This is a genomic window from Hafnia psychrotolerans (assembly GCF_014639435.1).
Taxonomy (GTDB): domain Bacteria; phylum Pseudomonadota; class Gammaproteobacteria; order Enterobacterales; family Enterobacteriaceae; genus Ewingella; species Ewingella psychrotolerans.
This window is the reverse complement of sequence record NZ_BMFZ01000007.1, coordinates 212,118-237,638: the sequence shown is the minus strand read 5'-3', so window position 1 is coordinate 237,638 and position 25,521 is coordinate 212,118. Positions and strand designations below refer to the sequence as shown.

Genomic DNA, 25,521 nt, shown 5'->3' with positions numbered 1-25,521 from the left:
ATTGTAGCATCCCATCAGCGGTGGAAAGATCCCACATTGACGAACAGGCTTACTCTGTGAAAAAAATATGAAAACCAAACTCATTACCCGCGAAGGTTATAACAAGCTCAAGCAAGAGCTGGATTTTCTCTGGCGCGAAGAGCGGCCTGAAGTGACAAAAAAAGTCACCTGGGCTGCCAGCCTTGGCGATCGCAGTGAGAATGCCGATTACCAGTACAATAAAAAACGGCTGCGGGAAATAGATCGTCGCATTCGTTATCTAACCAAATGCATGGAAGAGTTACGCATTGTCGATCACTCACCGCAGCAGGATGGCAAAGTGTTCTTTGGCGCCTGGGTGGAAGTGGAAAATGACGCAGGAGATGTGAAACGTTTTCGCGTCGTTGGTTATGACGAAATTTTTGGCCGTAAAGATTACATCTCCATCGACGCACCGATGGCGCGCGCTTTACTGAAAAAAGAGGTTGGCGACAGCACCATAGTGCAGACACCAGTAGGCGATGCACTGTGGTACATCAATGAAATTCATTACGGTGAAGAGTACCCAGATCCGTAAACCGTTCATAACTCTCAAAACGCCAGTCAGAAGGTCTGGATCACTGGTATTTCTGACCTTCAAAACGTATAACTGTCCCCCTGCTTTTATGTCTCTTAACCAAAGAAAACAGATACCAGACTTATGAATGATCAACTGAGCCGCATTATCGCAACTGAATTGCAGGTTCGCCCGGAGCAGGTTGCTTCCGTGGTACGCTTGCTGGATGAAGGTAATACCGTGCCGTTTATTGCACGGTATCGTAAGGAAGTCACCGGTGGGTTGGATGATACCCAACTGCGTCAGTTGGACACCCGTCTGAGTTATCTGCGTGAACTCGAAGACCGACGCCAGACTATTCTCAAATCCATAGAGGATCAGGGGAAACTGAGCGATGAACTGGCTAAAGCGATCAAGAGCACGCTGAGTAAAACCGAGCTGGAAGATTTATACCTGCCTTATAAACCTAAACGCCGTACCCGTGGACAGATCGCAATCGAAGCCGGGCTGGAACCGCTTGCTGAATTGCTGTGGCATGAGCCACAAAACGATCCGGAAACAACCGCGGTCAAATTTGTTGATGCTGATAAGGGCGTCGCAGATACCAAAGCCGCCCTCGACGGCGCACGCTACATTCTGATGGAGCGTTTTGCAGAAGATGCTGCCCTGCTGGCGAAAGTCCGCCACTATTTGTGGAAAAATGCGCATCTGGTGTCGCGTATGGTCGATGGCAAAGAGCAGGAAGGAGCTAAATTCCGCGATTACTTCGATCACCACGAACCGATTTCTCAAGTGCCTTCACACCGTGCACTGGCTATGTTCCGTGGCCGCAACGAAGGCGTGTTGCAGTTGGCGCTGAATGCCGATCCACAGCACGACGAACCACCGAAAGAAAGTTATGCCGAGCAGTTAATCATCGATCATCTCGGTCTGCGCCTGAACAATGCGCCCGCCGACGTTTGGCGCCGTGCAGTCGTGAATTGGACATGGCGTATCAAAGTACTCCTGCATCTCGAAACCGAACTGATGAGTACCCTTCGCGAACGCGCTGAAGATGAAGCCATCAACGTATTTGCCCGTAACATGCACGACTTGCTGATGGCGGCTCCGGCCGGAATGCGCGCAACCATGGGCCTCGATCCGGGTTTACGTACCGGTGTAAAAGTCGCCGTTGTGGATAACACCGGGAAACTGGTGGACATTGATACGGTTTATCCACATACCGGTCAGGCAGCAAAAGCCGCGCAACAGGTAGCAGCACTGTGCATCAAGCATAACGTTGAGTTGGTGGCGATCGGCAACGGCACGGCTTCGCGTGAAACTGAACGCTTCTTCATCGAGCTGCAAAAACAGTTCCCGGCGGTAAAAGCGCAGAAAGTCATCGTAAGTGAAGCCGGGGCATCGGTCTATTCCGCCTCCGAGCTGGCGGCACTGGAATTCCCGGATCTGGACGTATCCATTCGCGGCGCGGTCTCTATCGCCCGTCGTTTGCAAGATCCGCTGGCCGAGCTGGTGAAAATCGATCCGAAATCCATCGGTGTCGGCCAGTATCAGCACGACGTCAGCCAGAGTCAGTTGGCGAAGAAACTCGACACTGTGGTGGAAGACTGCGTGAACGCCGTGGGTGTGGATCTCAACACCGCGTCGGTGCCACTACTGACCCGCGTCGCCGGTTTGACCCGCATGATGGCGCAAAATATTGTGAATTGGCGCGATGAAAACGGCCAGTTCCGTAACCGTGCGCAACTGCTGAAAGTCAGTCGTTTGGGGCCGAAAGCCTTCGAACAATGTGCGGGCTTCCTGCGTATCAACCAGGGTGACAACCCGCTGGACGCCTCAACCGTTCACCCGGAAACCTATCCGGTTGTGCAGCGTATTCTGGCGGCGACCCATCTCGCGCTGAAAGAGCTGATGGGCGACGCCAACGCACTGCGTGCTCTGAAAGCCAGCGAATTTACCGATGATCAATTCGGCATGCCGACTGTCACCGACATCATCAAAGAGCTGGAAAAACCAGGACACGATCCGCGCCCTGAGTTCAAAACCGCCACCTTTGCTGATGGCGTGGAAACCATGAATGACCTGATGCCCGGCATGATCCTCGAAGGCTCAGTCACTAACGTCACCAACTTTGGTGCATTCGTTGACATCGGTGTTCATCAGGATGGTCTGGTGCACATCTCATCTCTGGCGAACAAATTTGTCGAAGACCCGCACACGGTGGTGAAAGCAGGTGATATCGTCAAAGTTAAAGTCATGGAAGTGGATCTGCAACGTAAACGTATTGCTCTGACGATGCGTTTGGATGAGCAACCCGGTGAAGCCCCGGCGCGCCGTCCATCAGCACCTGCGGCAAACAGTCACCGTGATGCACAACAACGTCAGGCGCCGAACAAACCGGCCAGTCGCAATGCGGCTCCGGCAGGCAATAATGCGATGGCCGATGCACTGGCTGCTGCGCTCGGCAAAAAACGCTAAATTTTCTGTGGGTCCCCTGCTAACCTAAAGCCGCTGAATATTAGCGGCTTTTTTATGTCGCTCATTGTGTCATTTTTTAAAGTCTTTCCTAATGAATCAATCACTGAGTTAAATCAATAAAACGGGCATCACACCGGCATAGGATAGCAACGCGGTAGAGAACCTTTTGAAGAAGCAGACTTCTTTTCTTTTGAAGCCATACGCGTACTACTTATGATAACTATTCCGATTTGTACTACTTTGCGTATCCAGTGTGCCGCTATACTGATCCCGACAATTTCTGAGTAGTTTTTTGGCAACATACATCGCAATTAAGTGGGATCACCGGGCAGAGAAGCGCGGCGTAGCATTTTCTCAACGCTGCCCAAAAAAGGCCTGTTCGATTCACGAGGAACTATGCAACTTCAATCACAACGTGCTTACAAAATCATCGGTTTCTCTCATGAAATCAGCCCGGCGTACCGCCAGAAACTGCTATCGCTGGGCATGTTGCCGGGATCACTTTTCAACGTTATCCGCGTCGCACCGATGGGGGATCCGATACAGATCGAAACCCGCCGCACCAACCTGGTGGTTCGCAGGAAAGATCTCGATCTGCTGAAACTTGAAATCCAGGCCTGTTAATTTTTCAGTGCGGGCCGTCCTTTCTGTCCGTATCTCCCTCCTTTTCCCACGCAGACAAAACGTATGAAAGCACTGACCATTGGTTTAATTGGTAATCCGAACTCAGGTAAAACGACGCTTTTCAATCAGTTGACTGGCTCGCGTCAACGTGTCGGCAACTGGGCCGGCGTGACCGTCGAACGTAAAGAAGGCCATTTCGTCACCGAAGAACACAAAATCACGCTGGTCGATTTGCCAGGCACCTATTCGCTGACCACCATGTCAGAGCAAACCTCACTCGACGAACAGATTGCTTGTCATTACATCCTGAGTGGCGAGGCCGATCTGATGATCAACGTCATCGATGCCTCAAACCTTGAACGTAATCTCTATCTGACACTGCAACTGCTCGAACTCGGCATTCCGTGCATCGTCGCGCTGAATATGCTCGACATCGCCAAAATCCAGAACATCCATATCGATATTCCGGCACTGTCAGCCCGTCTGGGTTGTCCGGTAGTAGCGCTAGTCTCAACGCGTGCTTCAGGCATTAAAGAACTGAAAACAGCCATCGATCAACTGCCGCAGGCCACGTCGCTGGAACGCGTGACTTATCATCCTGCGCTACAACAGGAAGTGGACGTTCTCGCCGCAGAAATGCCGCAGGACATGGCACTGCAACAACGCCGCTGGCTGGCACTGCAAATTCTTGAGGGCGATATTTACAGCCAGAGTCACGCGGGTAACGCACTTCAATTACTGCCAGATGTGAGAGCCCGCCTGGCCGCGCAACAACTGGATGATCCTGCGCTGCTGATTGCCGATGCGCGCTATCAAACCATCGCATTACTGTGCGCCGAGATCAGCAATTCACATCTCACCGCACCGAATAAACTCACGCAAGTGCTGGATCGCGTGATCCTCAATCGCTTCCTCGGCGTGCCGATTTTCCTGCTGGTGATGTACCTGATGTTTGTGCTGGCGATCAACATTGGCGGCGCGCTGCAACCGATTTTCGATATTGGCTCAGCGGCGATCTTCATTCAGGGCATGCAATGGATTGGCTTTACCCTCCACTTCCCGCAGTGGCTGACCATTTTCCTCGCACAAGGGATCGGCGGCGGTATCAATACCGTGCTGCCGCTGGTGCCGCAGATCGGCATGATGTACCTCTTCCTCTCCTTCCTTGAAGATTCCGGTTATATGGCCCGCGCCGCATTCGTGATGGATCGCCTGATGCAGGCACTCGGTCTGCCGGGTAAATCCTTCGTGCCGCTGATCGTCGGTTTTGGCTGTAACGTACCGTCAATCATGGGAGCACGGACGCTGGATGCCCCGCGCGAACGGTTGATCACCGTGATGATGGCGCCTTTCATGTCCTGCGGCGCCCGTCTGGCGATTTTTGCCGTCTTCTCCGCCGCTTTCTTCGGCCAGGACGGCGCATCTATCGTGTTCTCACTGTATCTGCTGGGCATTGTGGTCGCGATTTTCACCGGCTTGCTGCTGAAATACACCATCATGCGTGGCGAAGCGTCACCCTTTGTGATGGAACTGCCGGTGTACCACATTCCGCATTTGAAAAGCCTGCTGCTACAAACCTGGCAGCGCCTGAAAGGCTTCGTGCTGCGCGCCGGTAAAGTCATTGTGATCGCCAGTGTGTTCATCGGTGCGCTGAACAGTTTCTCCTTCAGCGGCAAACCCGTGAATAACATCAATGACTCGGCGCTGGCTTCGGTGAGTAAAGTGCTGACACCGGTGCTTGCGCCGATGGGCGTGCATACGGATAACTGGCAGGCAACGGTCGGTCTGGTGACTGGTGCGATGGCGAAAGAAGTGGTGGTCGGTACACTGAACACACTCTACACCGCCGAACACATCGCCAATCAAGAGTTTGATGCCGCAAATTTCAATCTGGTGGATGAACTGGGTGGTGCGGTGAAAGAAACCTGGCAGGGTCTGAAAGACACCTTTAGCATCAGCGTGCTGTCTAACCCGATCGAAGCCAGCAAAGGCGACGGCGAAATGGGTGTCAGCTCAATGGGCGTGATGAGCAGTAAATTCGGCTCGGCAATTTCGGCTTATAGCTATCTGATCTTCGTACTGCTTTATGTGCCTTGTGTCTCAGTGATGGGCGCGATTGCCCGTGAAACCAGCCGCAGTTGGATGATCTTCTCCATCTTCTGGGGACTGAACGTCGCCTATTCTCTGGCAACGCTGTTCTATCAGGTAGCAACTTTCAGCGATCATTCGGGACGCAGCACGACAACCATCCTTATCGTGCTCATCTTCAATGCACTGGTGTTGCTCACTTTGCGCAAATCCCGCAGCCGTGTCAGCGTTCATCTTCAACCACGCAAAGTCGCGGCCTGCTGTGAACCCGGCACCGGCAGCGATTGCCATTAGGAGACACCATGACAAGTCTGATTCAGGTACGCGACAGCCTCGCATTAGCTGGCCGGGCAGATGCCCGTCAGCTCAGTCTGCAACTCAATACACCACAACCGCTGGTGCAGGCAATGCTAGAAAGGCTGGTCGCCATGCGTAAAGCGGAACCGGTCGAAGCCGACGACATCAACCTCTCCGGCAGTTGTAAAAACTGCGCTGAGGGCAAAAAATGCCTGACGGTTAGCTATCGCTTGGTTAAGCTGTGAACCCAACTAGCGCATCGCAGTGCCGGAGTCATCCAAGTGATAGACAGTGAAATCACCTTCCGTAAGCTGGAAATTTTTCTCGCTTACATGGAAAAACTCAACATCACGCGTACCGCCGAACATCTGGGCTTGAGCAGCGTCAGTGTGCACCGTGCACTGCACTCGCTGGAAGAGGGCTTACGCTGCCCGTTGTTTATTCACAAAGGTCGTAATCTGCTGCCACTTCCTGCGGCCCGGGCATTGCTGGAACACGCGACTCAGGTGATTGAGCAGATGGAACACGGTATCGAAGCCACACGTATTGCGGCCGGATTCGGACAAAAAAGGCTCAAGCTCGGTACCCTGTATTCGCTGACGCTGCAAACCATCCCACGCTTAATCATGGGCCTCAAACTGCGCCGCCCGGAACTCGAGCTGGAGTTGGTTATGGGGTCAAACAGTCATTTGCTCGACAGAATGGAAGAGGGGCAACTGGACGCCGTGCTGATCTCGGTCAGCGACTCGCCCGTCGATACTCAGCGTTACGATCAGATCCCGCTATTTCAGGATGATATTTTTCTGGCTGCGCCAGCCAGTTCTAAGCTGGCTGCAGAAGGTGTCGCCGATTTACGCGATTTCAGACGGGAGAAGTTTGTCGCACTGGCTGACGGTTTTGCTACCTATCATGGCTTCCAGGAAGCCTTTCAGGTCGCGGGGTTCGACCCGGAAATTGTTACCCGAGTGAACGATATTTTCTCGATGCTGAGCCTGGTGCAGGCGGGCGTGGGCTCTACGTTAATTCCGGGCCGCATGAAAGGCGTGTATGAAAGTACCGTGCGGCTCATCCCCCTGGCCGAACCCTACCAGATGCGCCAAACCATTGCGCTGGTTTACCCACACAGCCGAGAGCACGACCCCAACCTGCTGGCACTGGCCGCTGAATGTCGGATGTATGCATTAGGCAAATCTCTAACAACGCTTTAAGGCCCGACCCTTTCCCGTAAACGCCCTGCCAGAATCCTCGCCATCGGTATGCCGGACTGGCACAACGACAGCGCTTCGCCCTGCTCCATGGCGCGTCGCGTCAGGCCCGTGAGTACACTACCGGGAGGCATTTCAATGGCCAAACGGACATCCCGCTGATACGCCGCTACCATGGCATCGCGCCAGTTGACGGTACGTGACATATTCATCGCCAGATCTTCAGCAATCTTTTCAGGTTGCCAGTAAACCCGGCCAGTGGTGCCGCTGAGATAGCCGCAGGTCGGGCAATGCAACCTGACAGATTTGAATGCGTTGACCAATTTAGCGGCGGGCTTATCCAATAGCGCGCAATGAGAAGGCACGCTAACTGCCAACAGGTGGGTTTTCTGCGCGCCCTGCCCTTTGGCTAAACTCAGCACCTGCTGCATGGCGCTGTCGCTGCCGGCAATCACCATTTGGTCTTCCGCATTGATGTTCGCCAGATATACCGGCATCTGTGGGCTGTTCACCTGCTGTAACAGCCTGGAAACGTGGTCCTGACTTAACCCCGTGATGGCCGACAGGCCATACCCCTGCGGATAAGCCTGTTGCATCAGTTGTCCGCGCAATGCGACCAGCCGTACAGCATCGTCAAAACACAAGGCACCTGAAATCACTGCCGCCGGAAACGCGCCAATTGACAGACCGCTGCAAAAGTCGGGTTCGACACCTGCGGCTTGCAGTTGCTTTGCCCAAACGACACCCGCGATCAACAAGCACAACTGCACCGCGCGGGTCGAGCGCAGCGCATCGGCAGTATCAAGCGCTAAGACATCTGAACCCAGCGCGGTGCTGGCCTGGGTTAAAAGATCCTGAGTAAGAGGGTTGTCAGGCAAGCGATGCAGCATATCCGGCACCTGAGGTCCCTGGCCGGGAAAAGTAAACAGGATGTTCATAACGCTCCTTAAACGTCAGGCTGACTCCACGGATCAGTGACCATAACCGGGCCTGAGTCCGTTTTCAGCATAGTTTCGCCTCCGCGCAACCATTCCGTCAGCGCAAAACCGCCCTGCGGCGTGTTAATTTGCACATCAACGCGGCATGGCAACTCGTCGAGGATGGTGTGGAAGGCGGAAAACTCCGTCGAGTCCACCCGATGGTCGCAGCGGATCACTAGGTCGAGGTCGCTCTCTGCGTGCATCACGGGAATATCACTCACCAGCGCATAAGCGCAGCTACCGGTTACGCCCCAATGCCACGGCAACTTTAGGCTGGCAAGGGTGATCAGCGCCTGCATGGGTTGCAAGGAGATAAACCGCGAATGCAACAGGGTAACAGGATCAGCCACCAGCGATTCTGGCGTCACCACGCGCAGCACAGCGTCAGGTTTTACCCAGGCGGCTGCGCGTTGGATTTTGGTCATGCCGCGTACCCCGACCGGAATGGAACCCTCGTCACGCCGGTCACGACGCACCACCAGCGGCAGATGCGGCCGCCAGTTGCCCACCCAGTCGGGTAAGCCATGGTCATTTTTCAGCGACTCACGGTCGGCAATCCAAATCAGGTCATGGGCACGTGGCAACGTCATCGTTACAGTTCCTTAATTATCAGTGCAGTGAAGAGGTCAATGTTATAAACAGCGGTAACGTAATGATACACAACACTGAACTGATCAACAGCGACGCTTCTGCATCCGGTGACTGCACGCCGAAACGGTTACCGAACACGATACCGAAGAAACCTGCTGACAACGCAATCATCAGAATTGCCGTCACTGCCACCGGGCCACTCAGACCAAAGGCGAGCACCAGACCCCAGGCGATAAACGGCTGAATCAGGTTTTTCGCCGTGCATGACAACAACACCGGTCCGTTAATTTTCAGTTTACGGGCTGACAAGATCACACCGGTCAGGAACAGGGCAGAAGCGGTGGCCGACAAGCCAAGAGGCTTCAATGAGGCCAGTACAATTTCCGGCATTTTAATGCCGATCGCAGACAACACCACGCCCAGCAACGGTCCCCAGACGATGGGTTTTTTCACCGAACGCCACATCAACACCGGCAATAGAGCCAAAGAAGACCGTTGGTTTTCTCCGCTGATGCGTGCTTTTTCACGCTCCAGAATCATCAAACAGAACGGCGTCATCAGCACTGAACCACAGGCGATCGAGACCGCCACAGACAGCGATGTCGATGGCGCATTGCCCATCACGCTGCTCAGGATCGGCAGACCCAGCGCGGCATAATTTGGCAGCGCGACGGTCAGCGTCAGGACGGCAGCATCCTGTGGCGACTTCTTATAGATTTTGGTACAGATAAAGTAGATCGCCGCGTAGGTTATCCACATAGCCAGAACCAGAACCAAAATCAGCGGTGTCTGTTGGACAATACCCGACCACGGCGTTTGTACTGTTGCTGCAAACAGCGCAGCGGGTAAAGCAAAATCCATCACGAAAATATTCAATAACGAGACGTTTTGGTTATCCACCATTTTCGCTTTCCCGGCAAAAAAACCGAGGATCATAATCACGAAAATTGGGGCGAGCGCGTGCAAAATCACATAAGTCATAGCGATGTACCTGAGGTAAAAACAATGAATTACCCAGCCCGCCGGTTACGATGTTTTTTATAGATCCCAGTCGGATGCAGCACGTTGAATTCTGTGCCGCATTCCGCTGTTTGCAGGTGCCTTTACCGGCTGAAAGACTGAAAAGTTAACGAACTACCACTCCTGCCGCATCCGCTCGCGAACTAATTGCGAACGGGCCCGGTTGTCAGCGCCTAAGCGATTTTTAAGGCCAACTCCCGCCTGACGGGCATCCTGAATGTTGCTCCACAACGCCGACTGTACCTGGACGATATCGTCGGGTGTTGGACAGTCGGGATTGCCAATATCCATCAGTTGCGCCAGTAGGCCGAGGGTGGCGTAATTTTCGATGTCGTACGCCATCGGCGGGATAGTGGCCGCCAGTTTTTCCAGCGCCTCAACCGAACGCAGCGTAATACGTGCCGCCGACTCTTTACCCATCGCGTGGATCATCACCTCCGGATTATTGAAGGCGATGAGCTTGTTGGCTTGATAACCGTGGGCCAAAAACGCCCCAGACATCGCTTTGCCGACAATCAGCCCGATAACCGGATGCCCAGCCAGACGCGCTTTAGCATAAGCACCTGCGGCACCGGCCAGCGCCTGATGAATACCGAAAGCTTCTTCGCGGCGGCCATAAGCCTGACTTGGTACGTCAATCACCGCCACAATGGCCCGTTTGGTGACTTTATTGGCGTCAGCGGCAATCGCCTGATTCACCACTTGCGCTAACGTCCAGCCTTCCAATAATCCAACTTCACCGCCCGCTGCACGCGGATAGTGATTGTGGTCATCTGGAACGACCGCGATATAACGAACATCCTGATCGTTAATTTTTCCATCGGCCACTTTTACCGATGCACAAAGTCCAGTAACCGGCGTGGCATCTCTGGTCAGTTCAGCAAACCAATGATCGCCACGGCTCACGGTGTTATTAGCTCGGTTCTCAACGGTATTCATACAGGTTCCTCGCGGTTAAACAGACGCTCTGTCACTTCACGACTGGCCTGTTCAGTAGTGTCAAAGCTGCTGAGTTTTGGCAGGTAATAATCGAATTTATCCGAGCGATGCTCGGCTGGAAGCCCTTTGGCGATAAATGCCAGCATCTGGTTTTTCACTTCGGCTAATGAGTCTTTCACCAGGACGTCGACAAAACCGCTGTGATAACGCACTTCGCCACCCGTGATGCTCCAGATAAACGGCCGGTCGCGGGAGTCGTACTCTTCTATCCCGGCTTCCTGCTCAATAACCTGCGGGCCGTTCAGACCAAGACGGGCTTCGCGGGTCACAATGAGATAGCTGCACAACGCGGCGGCAATCGACATCCCACCAAAGCAGCCGACAGTACCGGCAACCACCCCAATCACTGGCGTATAACGGCGTAAATCAACAATCGCGGCATGAATATCCGCGATAGCGGCAAGACCAAGATTGGCCTCCTGAAGACGTACGCCACCGGTTTCCAGCAGCAAGACCGCCTGCGTCGCAATGCCGTTACGGTTATCCTCTGCGGCCAACTCTAAAGCCGCCGCCATTTTTGCACCGGAGACTTCGCCCATACTGCCGCCCTGGAATGCTCCTTCAATAGCGACAACGACCGCTGGCTGACCATTGATAGTGCCTTTAGCCACCACCATGCCGTCATCGGCCTGCGGCACAATGCCCTGCGGTTCCAACCAAGGTGACATGATGCGTTCAAACGGTCCCAGCAGTTCACGAAAGCTACCCGCGTCGAGTAAGTTGCGCGCACGCTGACGGGCATTCAGTTCGATAAAACTTTGATCAGTTGGCATGACCGGCCTCCTCAAATACCTGTTCAATACGCAGGCGTGCCACACCCGGCGTCGCGCCGAAGTCATTAACATCAAGCTGACCTGCGGGTAATTCACGCAACTGGCTCAGGCGGTCAAAAAAGCGTTGCCACAAGGTGTGGCTGCCATCGACGGAGGTCGTGACGGTGACATGCAGCGTATCGCCGCTTTTGGGTTCATACAGCGCTTCTAAGTCGCCGGAGCCGACCACGCCAGCATGCGCACGATCGGTCAGCGATGTTTGCGCCGGGTAAGTAAATTCAAAACGTTCCATAACACCTCTTTATAAAAATCATGATGTTAATAATCAGTACGGTCACGCCAGTGAGACGCGATCCAGAAACAGCGTCGCGGCCAGCAGATCCGCAGCACCGCCAGGTGAAGCATTGTCGCTCAACATGCGCTTTTCCAGCGCCTGAAGCTGTACACGCCCGGCAGCGGTTTGTGTGCCTCCGGCGCTCAGTACCGCACGGGAGCCAGCATGCATCGCCTGCAAAGCGGGCATACCACCACGCGACAGCACGCAGGTATCAGCCAGCCTGGTCATCACGGCCAACAGCGCATTAAGCTGCGACTGGCTTTCTGTTGCGCCCTTCACGCGACTGTCACGTAACTGAGGCAGCGCCAGGTCAAGGATGTGAGGAAAACCTCTTTGCGCTTCTTCCCGTGCGCCCGACACCTGATAGCGCTGAACGGCGTGGGAACCTTTGCTGAAGCGTTTAGGACAGAACGCGTCAGGCAGCGAGGCCAGTTTTGCTGCGCACCGGGCAATGGCCTGTGGGGTATCTTTTTCAGGCTGCATAGCGATGGCGCTGACCAGCAACCCCATCGCCCAGATAGCGCCCCGGTGAGTATTCACTCCGCCTGTTGCCTGCATCATCCGGGCTTCCCCTTCGCGTCCCAGACACCCCACTTCCTGACGCAGCGCAATATCAGCCGGACGCTGAAAACTGTGCAGCGCCAGAGCATAAAAGGTGGAGGTCAGGCTATGAGCCGAACGCTCCATCAACGCGAGTGTCAGATCCTGATGCGCACCTGAACCCCGGCTGTCCACCAGGCCGGGTTTTGGGCTAAGCCGCGCCTCATCGATCAGCGCCTGCGTCGCCTGCTGTGCCAACTTTGTGGCTAACTGTTCAGCGGCGATACGGCCCCTGACCGAGAGAATTTGCGGCATCGTCATTACCAGCTCCGAAATTTTGCTGGCGGGTTATACAAGCCACCAGACCAGTCAACAATATCGCTGACGCTGCCTGCAGCCAGCAATGAACGGGTGGCGTCGGTGCGGCGGATCCCCATATCTTCAGGGAAGACCACCAGTTCCTGACGGCGCAGTTCGGCAACGCGTTTAGCATCAACACCCAGCCCGATATCAGTAATACCGGCGACAGCGGCCACCATCGCACGGCGCTCTTCCAGTGAGCGGGCACGATACAGGTACGCGATACCTTCTTCGGTCAGCACGTGCGTTACGTCATCGCCGTAAATCATTACCGGTGCCAGCGGCATACCTGACTCTTTACCGACATCTACCGCTTCCAGTTTCTCAACGAAGGTCGGTTTGCCACCGGCCTGATACGTTTCGACCATCTGCACCACCAGTTTTTTACCGCGTGCCATGGGATCCGGCTCTTCGATCATGTCGAGCCAGGCAGGCGTAGCGTGACGGCGGCCGTGCGGGTCGTGGCCCATATTCGGCGCACCGCCAAAACCAGCCAGACGGCCACGGGTCACCGTTGAGGAGTTCGCCAGACCGTCAACCTGCAAAGTCGAACCGATAAACATGTCGACCGCATACTGACCGGCCATCTGGCAGAAAGCGCGGTTAGAGCGCATAGATCCGTCGGAGCCGGTGAAAAATACGTCAGGACGGGCGCGGATATACTCTTCCATTCCCAGTTCACCGCCGAAACAGTGCACGGTATCGACCCAACCGCTTTCGATAGCCGGGATCAACGTCGGGTGCGGGTTCAGGGTCCAGTGTTTACAGATTTTGCCGCGCAGGCCGAGTTGTTCGCCGTAAGTGGGCAACAACAGTTCAATGGCAGCCGTGTTGAAACCGATGCCGTGGTTAAGCGACTGCACGTTGTGCTTAGCGTAAATGCCTTTGATAGCCATCATCGCCATCAGGACGTGAACCGGTTTGATCAAACGTGGGTCACGGGTGAAAAGGGGTTCGATAAAGAATGGACGGTCGGCCACCACCACAAAATCGATCCAGTCACCAGGAATGTCCACACGCGGCAGGTCACAGCCCTCTTCGACCAACTCATTGACCTGTGCGATGACAATGCCGTTTTTGAAGGCGGCAGCTTCCACCAGGGCGGGCGTATCTTCGGTGCTGGCGCCGGTATAGAGGTTGCCTTTACGGTCAGCTTTAAAACCGGCAATCAGCGCAATGTTTGGCACTAAATCCACATATAGACGGGCATAAAGTTCGATATAGGTGTGAATAGCACCGATCTCCATCTGCCCATCCTCAAGCAACTGCGCGATACGCAGACTCTGCGGACCGGAGAAGGCGAAATCGAGTTTGCGGGCGATACCGCGCTCAAAGAGATCAAGATGCTCGGCGCGACTGACGCTCGGCATGATCATATGTAAATCGTGAAGTTTTTCCGGGTTAGCTTTCGCCAGCGATCGGGAAAGAAAATCGGCCTGTTTCTGGTTATTCCCCTCCATCACAACGCGGTCGCCGGGGGCAATTAACGTTTCGAGGATCGGGATAATCTGGTCGGTGGGTAACACTTTGCCCTGAGCCACGGCCCGGACACTCTCGATTCGCCGTTGTTTCTCGCTTCGGCGGGTGTCCCAAGCTCTGGTGGACTGCGGATGTTGTGTCATGCCTGAACCTCCCTGGGTTAGCTTGCTGAGCAGCATGCGGCTCTGACAAGTGGCGGTGCATCATAGATGCGTAGGATAATGAGTTCGTTAAGTGTAGGAAGGGGATGAAATAGCATCAATCAAGCACAGGAACTGATCGTTACCCTGAGGGTAATGATTAAAAGTAAGTGATTTAAAACAGTCGGATAGAAATTATAAAAACGATGATCCGCACAAAAATGACACAAAAAAGGGACGCCCGTAGACATCCCTCTCTTGTTTTATTCACCCTATCGCCTAAGTCATTCGGGTTGCAGGAAGGTGGCCAACAGGTCTGCCGCGCGAAGAACGACGGAGGGTAGACTCACCGAGAACAAGCCAACCAAATGGTGAAAAATGCCGTTACCTTTTAATTGGTGACCATGAAATGCTTAATGCTTTCGCAGATAGCATCAGGATGAGAAACAAAAGGCGCGTGCGCGGCTTTCTCAATCACCTGAGAAGTAGAATTCGGCCAGAGCTCATCAAGTAACGTCGCGATCTTGCGAGGAACCAGGCCATCCAGCGCGCCATAGATGCGCAGCAAAGGCACTGGCGACGCACACATAGCCTGACGTAAATCAACTTGCCGCAGGATCTCCAGCCCTCCGTTTAGCACCGCTACCGACGGCATCGGCTGATCAAGTACCACCGCTTTCAACATGCGTGCATCCTGACGGGCGCTGTCGCTGCCGAGGGTTTGCAGCGCCAAAAAGCGCTCAACTGTGCGCTGAAAATCTTCGCTGAGCTGATGTTCAAAACCATGCAGCACGTCTGGGCGAATACCAGGCCAGTCATCCTGCGCGGAAAAACAAGGCGATGAGGCGACAGTGATCAGCTTCTCCACGCGCTGTGGGGCAATCAGCGCAATCTGGCTGGCAACCAACCCGCCCAGTGACCAACCGAGCCACGCCGCTTTTTCCGGCGCGGCAGCCAGTACAATATCGGCCATCTCTTCGAGGCTCATCGGCCCAAAGCCCTGGCTACGCCCATATCCCGGTAAGTCGACCAAATGCAGACGAAAATGCGGTGTAAGTCGAGTAGCAATGTAACGCCACACCTCAGCGTTCAGTCCCCATCCGTGAAGCAGCACAAGATTGCGATCGCCTTCGCCAAAGGTCTGCCAGTAGAGCCTGTTCATAAGGTAATGTCCGTTAGATTTTACAAATTAAGGAAGTCGTGAAGATGGAGTTAAGGATAACAATTCGTAGCCTTTGCTGGCTATGCCAACAGCCGTTACATCTCGCCCGGCACGGTATTTGTAGTTTGTGTGTTAAGGATCTAACACCACGGCTGCCGTGCTGCCGGCGTTGCGGATTACCCAGCGCCAGTCAAAAATTCGACTGCGGACGCTGCCTGAACAAGCCGCCGCCATGGGACGCGATGATTTATACCACTGATTATATACCGCCACTGAGTGGGCTGGTCATGCGGTTAAAATTCGCCCGTCAGCCAGAGCTGGCGGTTGCGCTGGCGCGTCTGCTGCTGTTGCGATGGCTTGCTCGTTTTCGGACAGGGGATGTGATGCGCCCGGATATTGTGCTCAGTGTCCCGTTACACCGTCGGCGCTATTTCTCACGCGGATATAATCAAAGTGAATTGCTGGCTCAACCGTTGGCACACTGGCTGGGCTGTCAGTACAGCGCACAGGCCCTGCGGCGAATTCGTTCCACACCGCCACAGCAACGATTATCAGAGGCAGCGCGAAAAATGAATTTGCGTAAAGCATTCCGGTGTGAAGAAAACCTCCGCGGGAAACACGTTGCCCTCATCGATGATGTCGTCACCACCGGCAGCACATTACGTGAAATCAGTAAACTACTGCGCAATCAGCAGGTTGCCTCTTTGCAAATCTGGTGTATCTGCCGAACCTTATAGTAATAAGCACGTGCTGCTAACCTCACAGCCATGTGGAGGATGACGAAGAAAACCAAAGGGCGTATTATAACCAACTGAAGTAGTCAACTATTGAGCCAATACTATGATCCTTATTACCGATGCTGCCCAAGAGCACTTTGCCAAACTGCTGGCAAACCAGGAAGAAGGCACCCAGATCCGTGTATTCGTGATCAACCCAGGTACGCCGACCGCTGAATGCGGTGTCTCCTACTGCCCACCAGATGCTGTGGAAGCCACAGATACTGAACTCAAATTCGAGAAACTGTCCGCTTTTATCGACGAGCTTAGCAAGCCTTATCTGGCTGACGCTGAAATCGACTTTGTAACTGACCAGTTGGGTTCCCAGCTCACGCTGAAAGCCCCGAATGCCAAAATGCGTAAAGTGTCCGACGATGCACCGCTGATGGAGCGCGTTGAATATCAGCTGCAATCGCAAATTAACCCGCAGCTCGCCAGCCACGGCGGTCGCGTATCATTGATGGAAATCACCGATGATGGCATTGCCGTTTTGCAGTTCGGCGGCGGTTGTAACGGCTGTTCAATGATCGATGTCACGCTGAAAGATGGTATCGAAAAAGAGCTGCTGCAAAACTTCCCGGAACTGAAAGGCGTTCGTGATCTCACTGAGCACCAACGCGGCGAACACTCGTTCTACTGATCAACCGTTGATCGGACAGAATGCAAAAGCACCCTGATGATTGGGTGCTTTTTTTATAGTAAGCGTGCTGGAAAAAACGGCTGTTATTATAATCTCGTCACCTTCAGATTGACCTGCCCCAGAATTAGATACGTCAAACAGATTGTTCTTATAAAAAACACAGATAAGAACACTGAAAATATAAACATGTTATTAAAAACAGTGTTGACAGGATATAAAAAATCCGTACATTAGCACTCAACAGCGACGAGATTTGTATATCGCTGTTAGTTTGGATAGAGATAGTGAATTAAGCATGTAAATCGATGTAATAAGATATATAGTTTAGTTGCATGAAGTAGAATATATGTTAGAAGTAAGTAGTAGCAGTACAAAACGCGATGATGTAAGGCTTTGTTTTTAGTTTTTTTAAGCTCGCGATAGAGTATGGGTGACAATATTTAAAATATCGCGAAGAAAGTAAGGCCATGCATCAAAAGAGTATATATCGCGTAGGGGAATGTACGAGATTGAACTAATCTGGCCTGACTTGACTTTGTGTCCATCAAAGCTATCAGGTAGTTTTAAACCGGTAAAATAGGGGGTTTTAGTTAGTTTTAGTACCCGATATTATCTGTAAAAACTTGTGCATTTAAAGCAGTACCAAATAGCAGTACAAAGTTACGAAGTGTATTAATGTTAAATCTGAAGTTAGCAGTACCTTAAAAGCCCTGACGAGTACCGTCAGGGCTTTTATCATTCTATCGCTATCTGCTCCCTGTATTTACCATGAGAATCATTCAATTGCGATTGATGCTTTTCTTCTGCGATCTAAATCCTTGAGCAAAGAATTAATGTGCGTATCGGCAAACATGTCCTCTAGCGTTTGTGTCAGTTTACGCTGCCAGTTTGGATATTCTTTATTGGTGCCAGGGACGTTGACCGGCGTGGCCATGTCTAACCAGTCTTCCGGTTGCAAACCAAGCAGCGCGCTGGCACCATCTGCCAGATAGAGCTGCAAACCGCGGTTTAGCACCGGCGTCATCGGCACGTCCTCAGCATGACGGGATGTCTCTTTGGGTACGCAATGCGCCAGATGCAGCGCATTCAGCAATCCCTGCTTACTGCGCTCCCTTTCGCCCCGTAACGTCTCCAGCACCTGCGGATCCGGATAGACGCCCAGCGACTCGCCCAGCGTTAAATCCCCGCCTTCCCAGTAACCGCGCAATGTCGGCAAATCATGCGTGGTGACCGTTGCCATCGCCTGCGCCACATAGTCCTGCGGCGGACGATAGGTGAATGTTTTGTCGTGCTCGAAATAGAGCACTTTGTAGGAATAGACGCCACTGTCGCGCAGGCTGGCAACAATTTCCGTCGGCACGGTGCCGAGGTCTTCGCCAATCACCATGCACTGATGGCGCTGACTTTCCAGCGCCAGCACGCCGAGCAAATCCTCCAGCGGATAACGCACATAAGCGCCGTTGTTGGCGTTAGCATCAAACGGGATCCACCACAACCGCAGCAGCCCCATGACGTGGTCGATACGCAGCGCGCCGCACTCTGCCATATTGGCACGCAGTAAATCGATAAACGGCTGATAGGCGCGCTCTTTCATTACATGGGGATCGATGGGTGGTAGTCCCCAGTTTTGCCCTTGTGGGCCGAGAATATCCGGCGGCGCGCCGATAGTGGCGTTCAGGCAATACAGCGCCGGGTCCGACCAGGTTTCCGCACCGCCTTCGGCGACGCCGACCGCTAAATCACGGTATAAACCGATGGGCATCGCAAGCTCTACACTGCGTTGATAACAGGCTGAAAACTGGGTATGTGCCAGCCATTGCTGCCACATAAAGAACTCAATTTCACTGGCGTAACGCTCGCTGAATTCCGCCACATCTGCGCCTTTGGCGTCGCGATACGCATCGGGCCAGACCGGCCAACCCCACAGGCCTAAATCCAGATCCCGCAGGTGGGTATGCAGCGCGTCAAACAGCGCCTGCTGCCGCAAACTGTCACCGCCGTTCTGCACAAACCGACGGTAATCCCGCTTACGCGGGTTGGCTTCTGCCCGTTCGCAAAACAGGGGCCACGCCAGTTTCAATGCGGCGGACTTCAGCCGCATCACTAACGGATAATCGACATACTCGGTGCTGCGCGCCTGCAATAATGCATCGTGCGTCTCGATGGAATGCCACCAGCGCTGCGCCAGTTCGCTGGCAGCAAACTCTTCCACGGCATTCACGTCGATATACGTCACATTCAGCCAACGACGCGACGATGGGCTGTACGGGCTGGCGCTCAGCGGATTCGCCGGATAGAGGGCATGTATCGGGTTCAGCCCGACAAACGCGCCGCCCCGTTGCCCGACCTCTTCGACCATTTTTTTCAGATCACCGAAATCGCCGACGCCCCAGTTACTCTCTGAACGCAGCGTGTACAGCTGAACCGTTGCGCCCCACAGTTTTTCCCCTGCCAGCAAAGCCTGCGGCTCGAAACAGCGCGGCGGCACCACAATAACCCGGCACGGCCAGACCTGACCGTTTTGTGAAAGCGTCAACTGATGATAGCCAGTCGGCAGGTCCGCGCTGAGATTCAACACCTGGCCAGCCTGGATGTCACCCTTAGTCTGATCGCCATTTTCCAGCGTCAGTTGCCATGCAAACGCACCACGGCCTTCCGGCGTCAGCGACACTTTTTTGCCTTCGGTAAACACTTTCACCGGCGGAATCGGCGTGATGTCTTCGATCTCCTGCGGGTTGCGCCCCATCGCCGCCAGCAGGGCGATGCGGGTATCATCGGACACGGTTTCGAGCTCATCCCGCATATTAATAAAGCTGTCTAAAATGCCGGCCCGGCGAGCGGCGGCAACGAGTTGCTTGTCCTCCATGCCTGCTCCTAACGTTTTGCCTGCCAGATACGCTGCTGGTAATCGCTGATTGAGCGATCTGCGCTAAACATCCCCACTCGGGCCGTGTTCAGGATCGCCCGGCGCGTCCATTCATCGGTGTCGCGGTATAGCGCATCGACTTTTTTCTGCGCCTCGCAATACGCTGCGAAGTCAGCCAGCACAAGATACGGGTCGCCGCCTTGTTTGAGGCTGTTAAGCATTAAGTCAAAAGCGTGCTTGTCGCCTTGGCTGAAAAATCCGCTGGCCAGTTCATCCAGAATCGCTTTCAGATGTTTATCCTTTTTCACCACGCTTTGCGGTTTATAGCCTCTCTTTTGCAGAGATTTGGCTTCATCAACGTCAAGACCAAAGATAAAGATATTCTCTTCACCGACCTGTTCAGCAATCTCGACGTTCGCGCCATCCAGCGTACCGATGGTCAACGCACCGTTCAGCGCCAGCTTCATGTTACCGGTTCCCGAGGCCTCTTTTCCGGCAGTAGAAATCTGCTCGGAAACGTCGGCGGCCGGGATCATCATTTCCGCTACAGACACGCTGTAGTCAGGGATAAAGACCACTTTCAAACGATCGCCGACAATCGGATCGTTGTTGATCTTCTCGGCGACCTGATTGATCGCATAAATGATGTTTTTGGCAAGGTAATAACCGGGCGCGGCTTTGGCCCCGAATAGGAACACGCGCGGCACGATATCGAGTTTCGGGTTATCGCGGATCTGGCGGTACAGCGAAAGGATGTGCAGCAAGTTGAGGTGCTGACGTTTGTACTCATGCAGCCGTTTGATCTGCACGTCGAAAATCGCATCCGGATTGAGCTTAATCCCCATGCGATGCCAGACGAACTCCGCCAGCCTGACTTTGTTCTCATACTTTATTTTGCGGAAATGTTTACAGAATTTTTTGTCTTTGACGCCACTTTCCAACCCTTTCAGCAGATCGAGATCGGTTACCCAACGGTCAGTTTGCAGGCGTTCATCAATCAGTGCTGACAGCGCCGGGTTACATTGTTTAAGCCAACGGCGCGGCGTGATGCCGTTAGTGACGTTATGGAATTTTTCTGGCCAAAGCTGGTAATACTCAGGGAACAGGTCTTTTACGACTAAGTCAGAATGCAGTGCCGCGACGCCGTTCACCGCAAAACCCGCCACCACGCACAGATTGGCCATGCGTATCTGTTTGTCGTGATGCACCGCGAGTTTGGCCCAGACCGTTTCATCACCCGGCCACTCTTTGCTGACCCGTTTTTTAAAGTTGGCGTTGATCTGTTTGATTATCTGGAAGTGCCGCGGCAGTAAACTGCGCACCAGACGTTCATCCCACGTTTCCAGCGCTTCTGGCATCAGTGTGTGGTTAGTGTAGGCAAACGTGCGGCTGGTAATGTGCCACGCATCGTCCCAGCTCATCTGATGTTCATCGAGCAGTACGCGTAGCATTTCAGGTATGGCGATAGTCGGATGGGTATCGTTGAGCTGAATAACTTCGTAGTCCGGCAATTCAGCAATTTTCCGCCCGAGAAAGTGGTGGCGGCGCAAGATATCGGCCACAGAACAGGCGCACTGAAAATATTGCTGCATCAAACGCAGACGTTTACCTGCCGAATGGTTGTCATTGGGATAGAGCACTTTGGTGAGTTTGGCGGCGTCTACGCCCTGCTGCTCGGCTTTAAGGAATTCGCCGTCGTTAAATTTTTCGAGATCAAACGGATGCGGATGGGTCGCTTCCCACAGTCGCAATGGTTGTGTAATGCCGTTGCGGTAACCGATCACGGGCAGATCCCAGGCTTCGCCGCGCAGCGTGAATTCCGGCTCCCAACGCAGTGAGTTGTCGTCGTTCTTCACCACTTTACCACCGATCCCGACGCTCACCGCCAGCGAACTATTGTGGCGGAACCACGGATATTCACTGCGGTGCCAGTCGTCCGGCGACTCTTTCTGGTGCCCATCAACGAAGCGTTGGCGGAAAAGGCCGTACTGATAATTCAAACCGTAGCCAATCCCCGGCTGACCGACCGAAGCCATCGCGTCAAGATAACAAGCCGCCAGACGGCCCAAACCACCGTTACCAAGCGCCGGATCCACTTCCTCTTCCAGCAAATCGCTCAGGTTGATTTCAAAAGGCTCAAGCGCTTTAGCCACCGTGTCGTACCAGCCAAGGTTAATCAGATTGTTACCGGTGAGCCGCCCAACCAGAAACTCCATCGAGATGTAGTTCACATGCCGGAGTTTTTTTTTCCGCTTTTGGCTGGCAGGAACGGTGTCATGTTGTGGGGGAAGCTGTTCCGCTACGGCAGCGCTTACGGCATGCCACCACTGGTGCAGCGTCATGTCTCTGGCTGAAGTCAGCCCGAAAGCTTGCCACTGACGGGTTAGTGCTGCTAAAAAAACATCCTGCTTAAGAGTAGGTTTGGTCATAAGGCAGCTCTTTCCTTTTGGTGAATTCCGGGAGAAGACGTCTGTTCAGCATCAATGTGAAATGCATGATCTTTGCTCACCTATAGGTATAACGCCTATAGCGCAAAAAAGCTCATCACGGTGACATGATGAGCTCAGGAATTTGTTGATAAATATTAATGGTGTCGGGTCTACTTTTGCCCGTAATAGGCATCCGGCCCATGCTTGCGAGTAAAATGCTTGTTGAGCAAATAACTGTCCATGGGGGACATCTGGCGGTTCAGCGTACCGCTGATCCATGCCATTTTCGCTATCACTTCCAGCACCACCGCGTTATGTACCGCCTGTTCCGGCGATTCTCCCCAACAAAATGGGCCGTGCTGAGAAACCAAAATGCCAGGCATATGAAGCGGGTCGGTTTCGCCCAGTGTTTCGGCAATAACTTTACCGGTTTCCATTTCGTACTGACCGGCCACTTCTTCACGACTTAATGGGCGCGTACAGGGAATGGCTCCTGCAAAGTAATCCGCATGGGTGGTCCCCAGTGCCGGAATGGGCACACTGGCCTGCGCCCATGAAGTCGCGTAGGTCGAGTGGGTATGCACGATCCCGCCCAATTCGGGGAATTGCGCGTAAAGTTCAAGATGGGTTGCCGTGTCGGACGAAGGCTTGAAGTGACCATCCAACACTTCTCCCTGTGCGTTAACCACCACCATGTCATCGATAGTCATTACTTCGTATTCAACCCCGCTGGGTTTGATAACCACCAACCCTGTTTTACGATCAATGCCACTCACGTTACCCCAGGTGAAGGTCACTAACCCGCGAGCGGGAAGCGCCATGTTGGCGTCGAACACACGCTGTTTGAGCTGTTCTAGCATAGGGTTTCCTCCATGTTCAGCCCAGCTTTCTGCATCTTATCAATCACCCAGGCTCGGGCTTCGCGCACTTCTTTCAGCGGATCGGCGGCGGTTTCACTCCACATTTCGATCAGGTAAGGACCGCGATAGCCGCTGTTAAATAACGTGCTGAAACACCGTTCAAACTCCACTACGCCGCTGCCGAAGGGGACATTTTTGAACACTCCTGGCTGGGTATCTTTAATGTGTACGGCGACGATATGTCCTGCGCCGCTAGCCAGTTCCATCTGGACGTCATTGTCCCAGGCGGACAGATTGCCAATATCAGGATAAAGCTGGAACCAGGGGTTATTCAGGTAATGTGCATAACCCAACGCCTTACTGATAGAGTTCATTAGCGGATAATCCATGATCTCCATTGCCAGTGTCACCTGCGCGCGGCTGGCCATCTCGACGGACTTTTGCAGGCCGTCACGAAAACGTTCGCGAGTATGGTCGTTGGCATCCTGGTAATAGACGTCGTAGCCCGCGAGCTGAATAACCCGGATACCGAGGTCCTGCGCCAGCACGATGGCTTTACGCATGATTTCCAGCCCCTCCGTGCGGGTTTTGTCATCTTCTGAGCCCAGTGGAAAACGACGATGCGCGCTCAGGCACATCGATGGAATGCGCATCCCGGTGCGGGCGACGGCATCAACCACCACCATCCGCTGTTCGAGACTCCAGTCGAGCCGAGCCAGCCGGTGGTCGCTTTCGTCTATCGACATTTCGACGAAATCAAAACCCAGCGCTTTCGCTACACTCAGGCGTTCAAACCAGTCTTCACCCACAGGTAATGCCTTTTCATAGATACCGAGTGGCACGGCTTTATGCATCATTGCGCGTTCCTTAGCCCCAGAGCTGGCTGATTGATTTTTTGAACTGACGGGCGGCATCGACCGGGTCCTTGGCATCGCGGATGCTGCGACCAGCGATAAAGACGTGGATAGGAATGCCTTTAAACAGGGGTAAATCGTCCAGTGCCAGACCGCCGGTCACGGTGACTTTGAAGCCCATGTCGGACAGACGTTTGATGGCGGTGATATCAGCATCGCTCCACGCCACACCCGCCGCCTGTGCGTCGCGGCTGCGGTGGTAAACTACCTGCTGAATGCCGGCGTCGCGCCACTCTTGTGCCTGTTCCCAGGTCCAGTAACCGGTGAGTTCAATCTGCACATCGCCGTTGAATTCTTTCGCGACTTCCAGAGCCCCTTTAGTGGTGTTGATGTCAGCGCAGCAAATGACGGTCACCCAGTCAGCATTGGCTTCAAAACACATACGCGAAAGAATCTTGCCAGCATCGGCGATCTTGGCGTCAGCCAGCACGATTTTTTCCGGGTACAGCGCTTTGAGGTCACGGACTGCACGCACCCCTTCAGCAACGCACAAGATGGTACCGACTTCGATAATGTCGACTTCGTTGGCGATCAGACGGGTGGTTTTATAAGCGTCATCCATCGACTGGTTATCCAGTGCGACCTGCAACATCGGTAATGAGTGAGACATAGTGCATTCCTTATCGTTAATGGGCGGCAGCCGCGGAAGTCTGATCAATCAAATCCAGCACCTGTTGGGGCGTGGTACAGGCACGCAGCCGGTCAAAGTTTTCTTCGTCTTCAAACAGATTCACCACCTGCATGATGCCGACTTCCTGGTGAGCGTTAGCATCAACCGCCGCCAGCGTGATCAAGATATCCACCGGGTCGTTATCTTCATGGTTAAAAACCAGTGGTTTTTTGAGGGTTACCAGCGCAAACCCTGTTTTCAGGACGCCTTCCTCTGGGCGGCCATGCGGCATCGCCAGGCCGGGCGCAATGACGAAATAGGGACCAAAACGCTCGACGCCATCCAGAATCGCCTGATAGTAGCGCGGTTCTACTACCCCAGCATCCACCAGGAGATCGACGCCGACTTTCACCGCATCCTGCCAGTTTTCAGCTTCGACATTCAGACGAATCGACTGGTTTTCAGCCAGAGAGTCACGTAGTTTCATCGTGAAAACCTCATTTTTTCAAATCGTTAGAGAAGTGCGCATTAATTACTTCCATCACTTTCGGACCAAAGTCGGCGGCGGAGAGCATATTGCGCACGCCCACTACGTATTTGTTACCGCTGACGGTGATTTCGTCCGCCACATGCGTCGAGGCGACAATAATGTCTGCGCCGCTCAGTTCAGATTTGTACTCGCCCACTGCGCAGCTGTTCATGGAGTGGTCCACACCTTCCTGGGTCAGGAACTGGCCGATCTTCATCTTCATGATCATCGAACTGCCTTGCCCGCAACCGCATACCGCCAGAATTCGTACTGTCATGGGAACCTCGTT

24 protein-coding genes are annotated in these 25,521 nt (G+C 53.7%); 8 read left to right on the top strand and 16 right to left on the bottom strand.

The window, feature by feature from the left end; genetic code table 11:
- The first annotated feature begins 67 nt into the window (after positions 1-67).
- The 6 genes from greB (at position 68) to IEV89_RS14265 (ending at position 7,230) form a co-directional block, all read left to right on the top strand.
- A complete protein-coding gene (greB, locus tag IEV89_RS14290) occupies positions 68-556 on the top strand; it encodes a transcription elongation factor GreB (RefSeq protein WP_188474201.1) in 489 nt (162 codons plus the stop codon).
- A 123-nt stretch (positions 557-679) separates the two neighbouring features.
- On the top strand, positions 680-3,013 hold the full coding sequence (locus IEV89_RS14285; RefSeq protein WP_188474200.1) for a Tex family protein: 2,334 nt from the start codon (positions 680-682) through the stop codon (positions 3,011-3,013).
- Between the two features lie 396 nt (positions 3,014-3,409).
- Entirely contained in the window at positions 3,410-3,637 is a 228-nt protein-coding gene (gene feoA, locus IEV89_RS14280) for a ferrous iron transporter A (protein ID WP_188474199.1), read from the top strand.
- A gap of 63 nt (positions 3,638-3,700) precedes the next feature.
- Positions 3,701-6,019 carry a Fe(2+) transporter permease subunit FeoB gene (gene feoB / locus IEV89_RS14275; RefSeq protein ID WP_188474198.1) on the top strand — a complete coding sequence of 773 codons (2,319 nt, stop codon included), beginning with the start codon at positions 3,701-3,703 and terminating at the stop codon, positions 6,017-6,019.
- Between the two features lie 8 nt (positions 6,020-6,027).
- Positions 6,028-6,267, top strand: coding sequence for a FeoC-like transcriptional regulator (locus IEV89_RS14270; protein WP_188474197.1), 240 nt, complete (start codon positions 6,028-6,030; stop codon positions 6,265-6,267).
- Positions 6,268-6,303: 36 nt separating this feature from the next.
- Positions 6,304-7,230, top strand: a complete 927-nt coding sequence (locus tag IEV89_RS14265) for a LysR family transcriptional regulator (protein ID WP_188474196.1) — start codon at positions 6,304-6,306, stop codon at positions 7,228-7,230.
- Here the strand turns inward: IEV89_RS14265 and mdcH are convergent.
- The 9 genes from mdcH to bioH all read right to left on the bottom strand — a co-directional run bounded on the left by mdcH (position 7,227) and on the right by bioH (position 15,608).
- Complete coding sequence (gene mdcH / locus IEV89_RS14260; protein WP_188474195.1) at positions 7,227-8,165, bottom strand: malonate decarboxylase subunit epsilon; 939 nt, start codon at positions 8,163-8,165, stop codon at positions 7,227-7,229. The genes IEV89_RS14265 and mdcH overlap by 4 nt on opposite strands.
- Before the next feature lie 8 nt (positions 8,166-8,173).
- Positions 8,174-8,797 (bottom strand): malonate decarboxylase holo-ACP synthase, encoded by a 624-nt coding sequence (locus IEV89_RS14255; protein WP_188474194.1) that lies wholly within the window; start codon positions 8,795-8,797, stop codon positions 8,174-8,176.
- Positions 8,798-8,816: 19 nt separating this feature from the next.
- Complete coding sequence (locus tag IEV89_RS14250) at positions 8,817-9,779, bottom strand: AEC family transporter (protein ID WP_188474193.1); 963 nt, start codon at positions 9,777-9,779, stop codon at positions 8,817-8,819.
- 153 nt (positions 9,780-9,932) lie between these two features.
- Complete coding sequence (gene mdcE / locus IEV89_RS14245; RefSeq protein ID WP_188474192.1) at positions 9,933-10,757, bottom strand: biotin-independent malonate decarboxylase subunit gamma; 825 nt, start codon at positions 10,755-10,757, stop codon at positions 9,933-9,935.
- Positions 10,754-11,590: a biotin-independent malonate decarboxylase subunit beta gene (locus IEV89_RS14240; RefSeq protein WP_188474191.1), complete on the bottom strand. Its 837-nt coding sequence runs from the start codon at positions 11,588-11,590 to the stop codon at positions 10,754-10,756. Before IEV89_RS14240 ends, mdcE begins: the two co-directional genes overlap by 4 nt.
- Positions 11,580-11,882 (bottom strand): malonate decarboxylase subunit delta, encoded by a 303-nt coding sequence (locus IEV89_RS14235; RefSeq protein WP_188474190.1) that lies wholly within the window; start codon positions 11,880-11,882, stop codon positions 11,580-11,582. Before IEV89_RS14235 ends, IEV89_RS14240 begins: the two co-directional genes overlap by 11 nt.
- Positions 11,883-11,924: 42 nt before the next feature.
- Entirely contained in the window at positions 11,925-12,782 is an 858-nt protein-coding gene (locus IEV89_RS14230; RefSeq protein WP_188474252.1) for a triphosphoribosyl-dephospho-CoA synthase, read from the bottom strand.
- A 5-nt stretch (positions 12,783-12,787) separates the two neighbouring features.
- On the bottom strand, positions 12,788-14,449 hold the full coding sequence (gene mdcA / locus IEV89_RS14225) for a malonate decarboxylase subunit alpha (RefSeq protein ID WP_188474189.1): 1,662 nt from the start codon (positions 14,447-14,449) through the stop codon (positions 12,788-12,790).
- Positions 14,450-14,837: 388 nt separating this feature from the next.
- A complete protein-coding gene (bioH, locus tag IEV89_RS14220; RefSeq protein WP_188474188.1) occupies positions 14,838-15,608 on the bottom strand; it encodes a pimeloyl-ACP methyl ester esterase BioH in 771 nt (256 codons plus the stop codon).
- Positions 15,609-15,652: 44 nt separating this feature from the next.
- Between bioH and gntX the strand changes: the two genes are divergently transcribed.
- Together gntX and nfuA are read left to right on the top strand one after the other, a co-directional pair.
- Entirely contained in the window at positions 15,653-16,345 is a 693-nt protein-coding gene (gene gntX / locus IEV89_RS14215) for a DNA utilization protein GntX (protein WP_188474187.1), read from the top strand.
- A 103-nt stretch (positions 16,346-16,448) separates the two neighbouring features.
- Entirely contained in the window at positions 16,449-17,024 is a 576-nt protein-coding gene (nfuA, locus tag IEV89_RS14210; protein WP_188474186.1) for a Fe-S biogenesis protein NfuA, read from the top strand.
- A 775-nt stretch (positions 17,025-17,799) separates the two neighbouring features.
- On the opposite strand, the gene malQ is transcribed toward nfuA, so the two are convergent.
- From malQ to ulaB, 7 genes are all read right to left on the bottom strand, one after another.
- Complete coding sequence (gene malQ / locus IEV89_RS14205) at positions 17,800-19,890, bottom strand: 4-alpha-glucanotransferase (protein ID WP_188474185.1); 2,091 nt, start codon at positions 19,888-19,890, stop codon at positions 17,800-17,802.
- Positions 19,891-19,898: 8 nt separating this feature from the next.
- A complete protein-coding gene (gene malP / locus IEV89_RS14200; protein ID WP_188474184.1) occupies positions 19,899-22,319 on the bottom strand; it encodes a maltodextrin phosphorylase in 2,421 nt (806 codons plus the stop codon).
- Positions 22,320-22,489: 170 nt separating this feature from the next.
- A complete protein-coding gene (locus IEV89_RS14195; RefSeq protein WP_188474183.1) occupies positions 22,490-23,179 on the bottom strand; it encodes an L-ribulose-5-phosphate 4-epimerase in 690 nt (229 codons plus the stop codon).
- Entirely contained in the window at positions 23,173-24,036 is an 864-nt protein-coding gene (locus IEV89_RS14190; RefSeq protein WP_188474182.1) for an L-ribulose-5-phosphate 3-epimerase, read from the bottom strand. Before IEV89_RS14190 ends, IEV89_RS14195 begins: the two co-directional genes overlap by 7 nt.
- A gap of 10 nt (positions 24,037-24,046) precedes the next feature.
- Positions 24,047-24,703, bottom strand: coding sequence for a 3-keto-L-gulonate-6-phosphate decarboxylase UlaD (locus IEV89_RS14185; protein WP_188474181.1), 657 nt, complete (start codon positions 24,701-24,703; stop codon positions 24,047-24,049).
- Positions 24,704-24,719: 16 nt separating this feature from the next.
- Entirely contained in the window at positions 24,720-25,190 is a 471-nt protein-coding gene (gene ulaC / locus IEV89_RS14180; RefSeq protein ID WP_188474180.1) for a PTS ascorbate transporter subunit IIA, read from the bottom strand.
- Positions 25,191-25,200: 10 nt separating this feature from the next.
- A complete protein-coding gene (gene ulaB, locus IEV89_RS14175; RefSeq protein WP_188474179.1) occupies positions 25,201-25,509 on the bottom strand; it encodes a PTS ascorbate transporter subunit IIB in 309 nt (102 codons plus the stop codon).
- Positions 25,510-25,521: the final 12 nt, after the last annotated feature.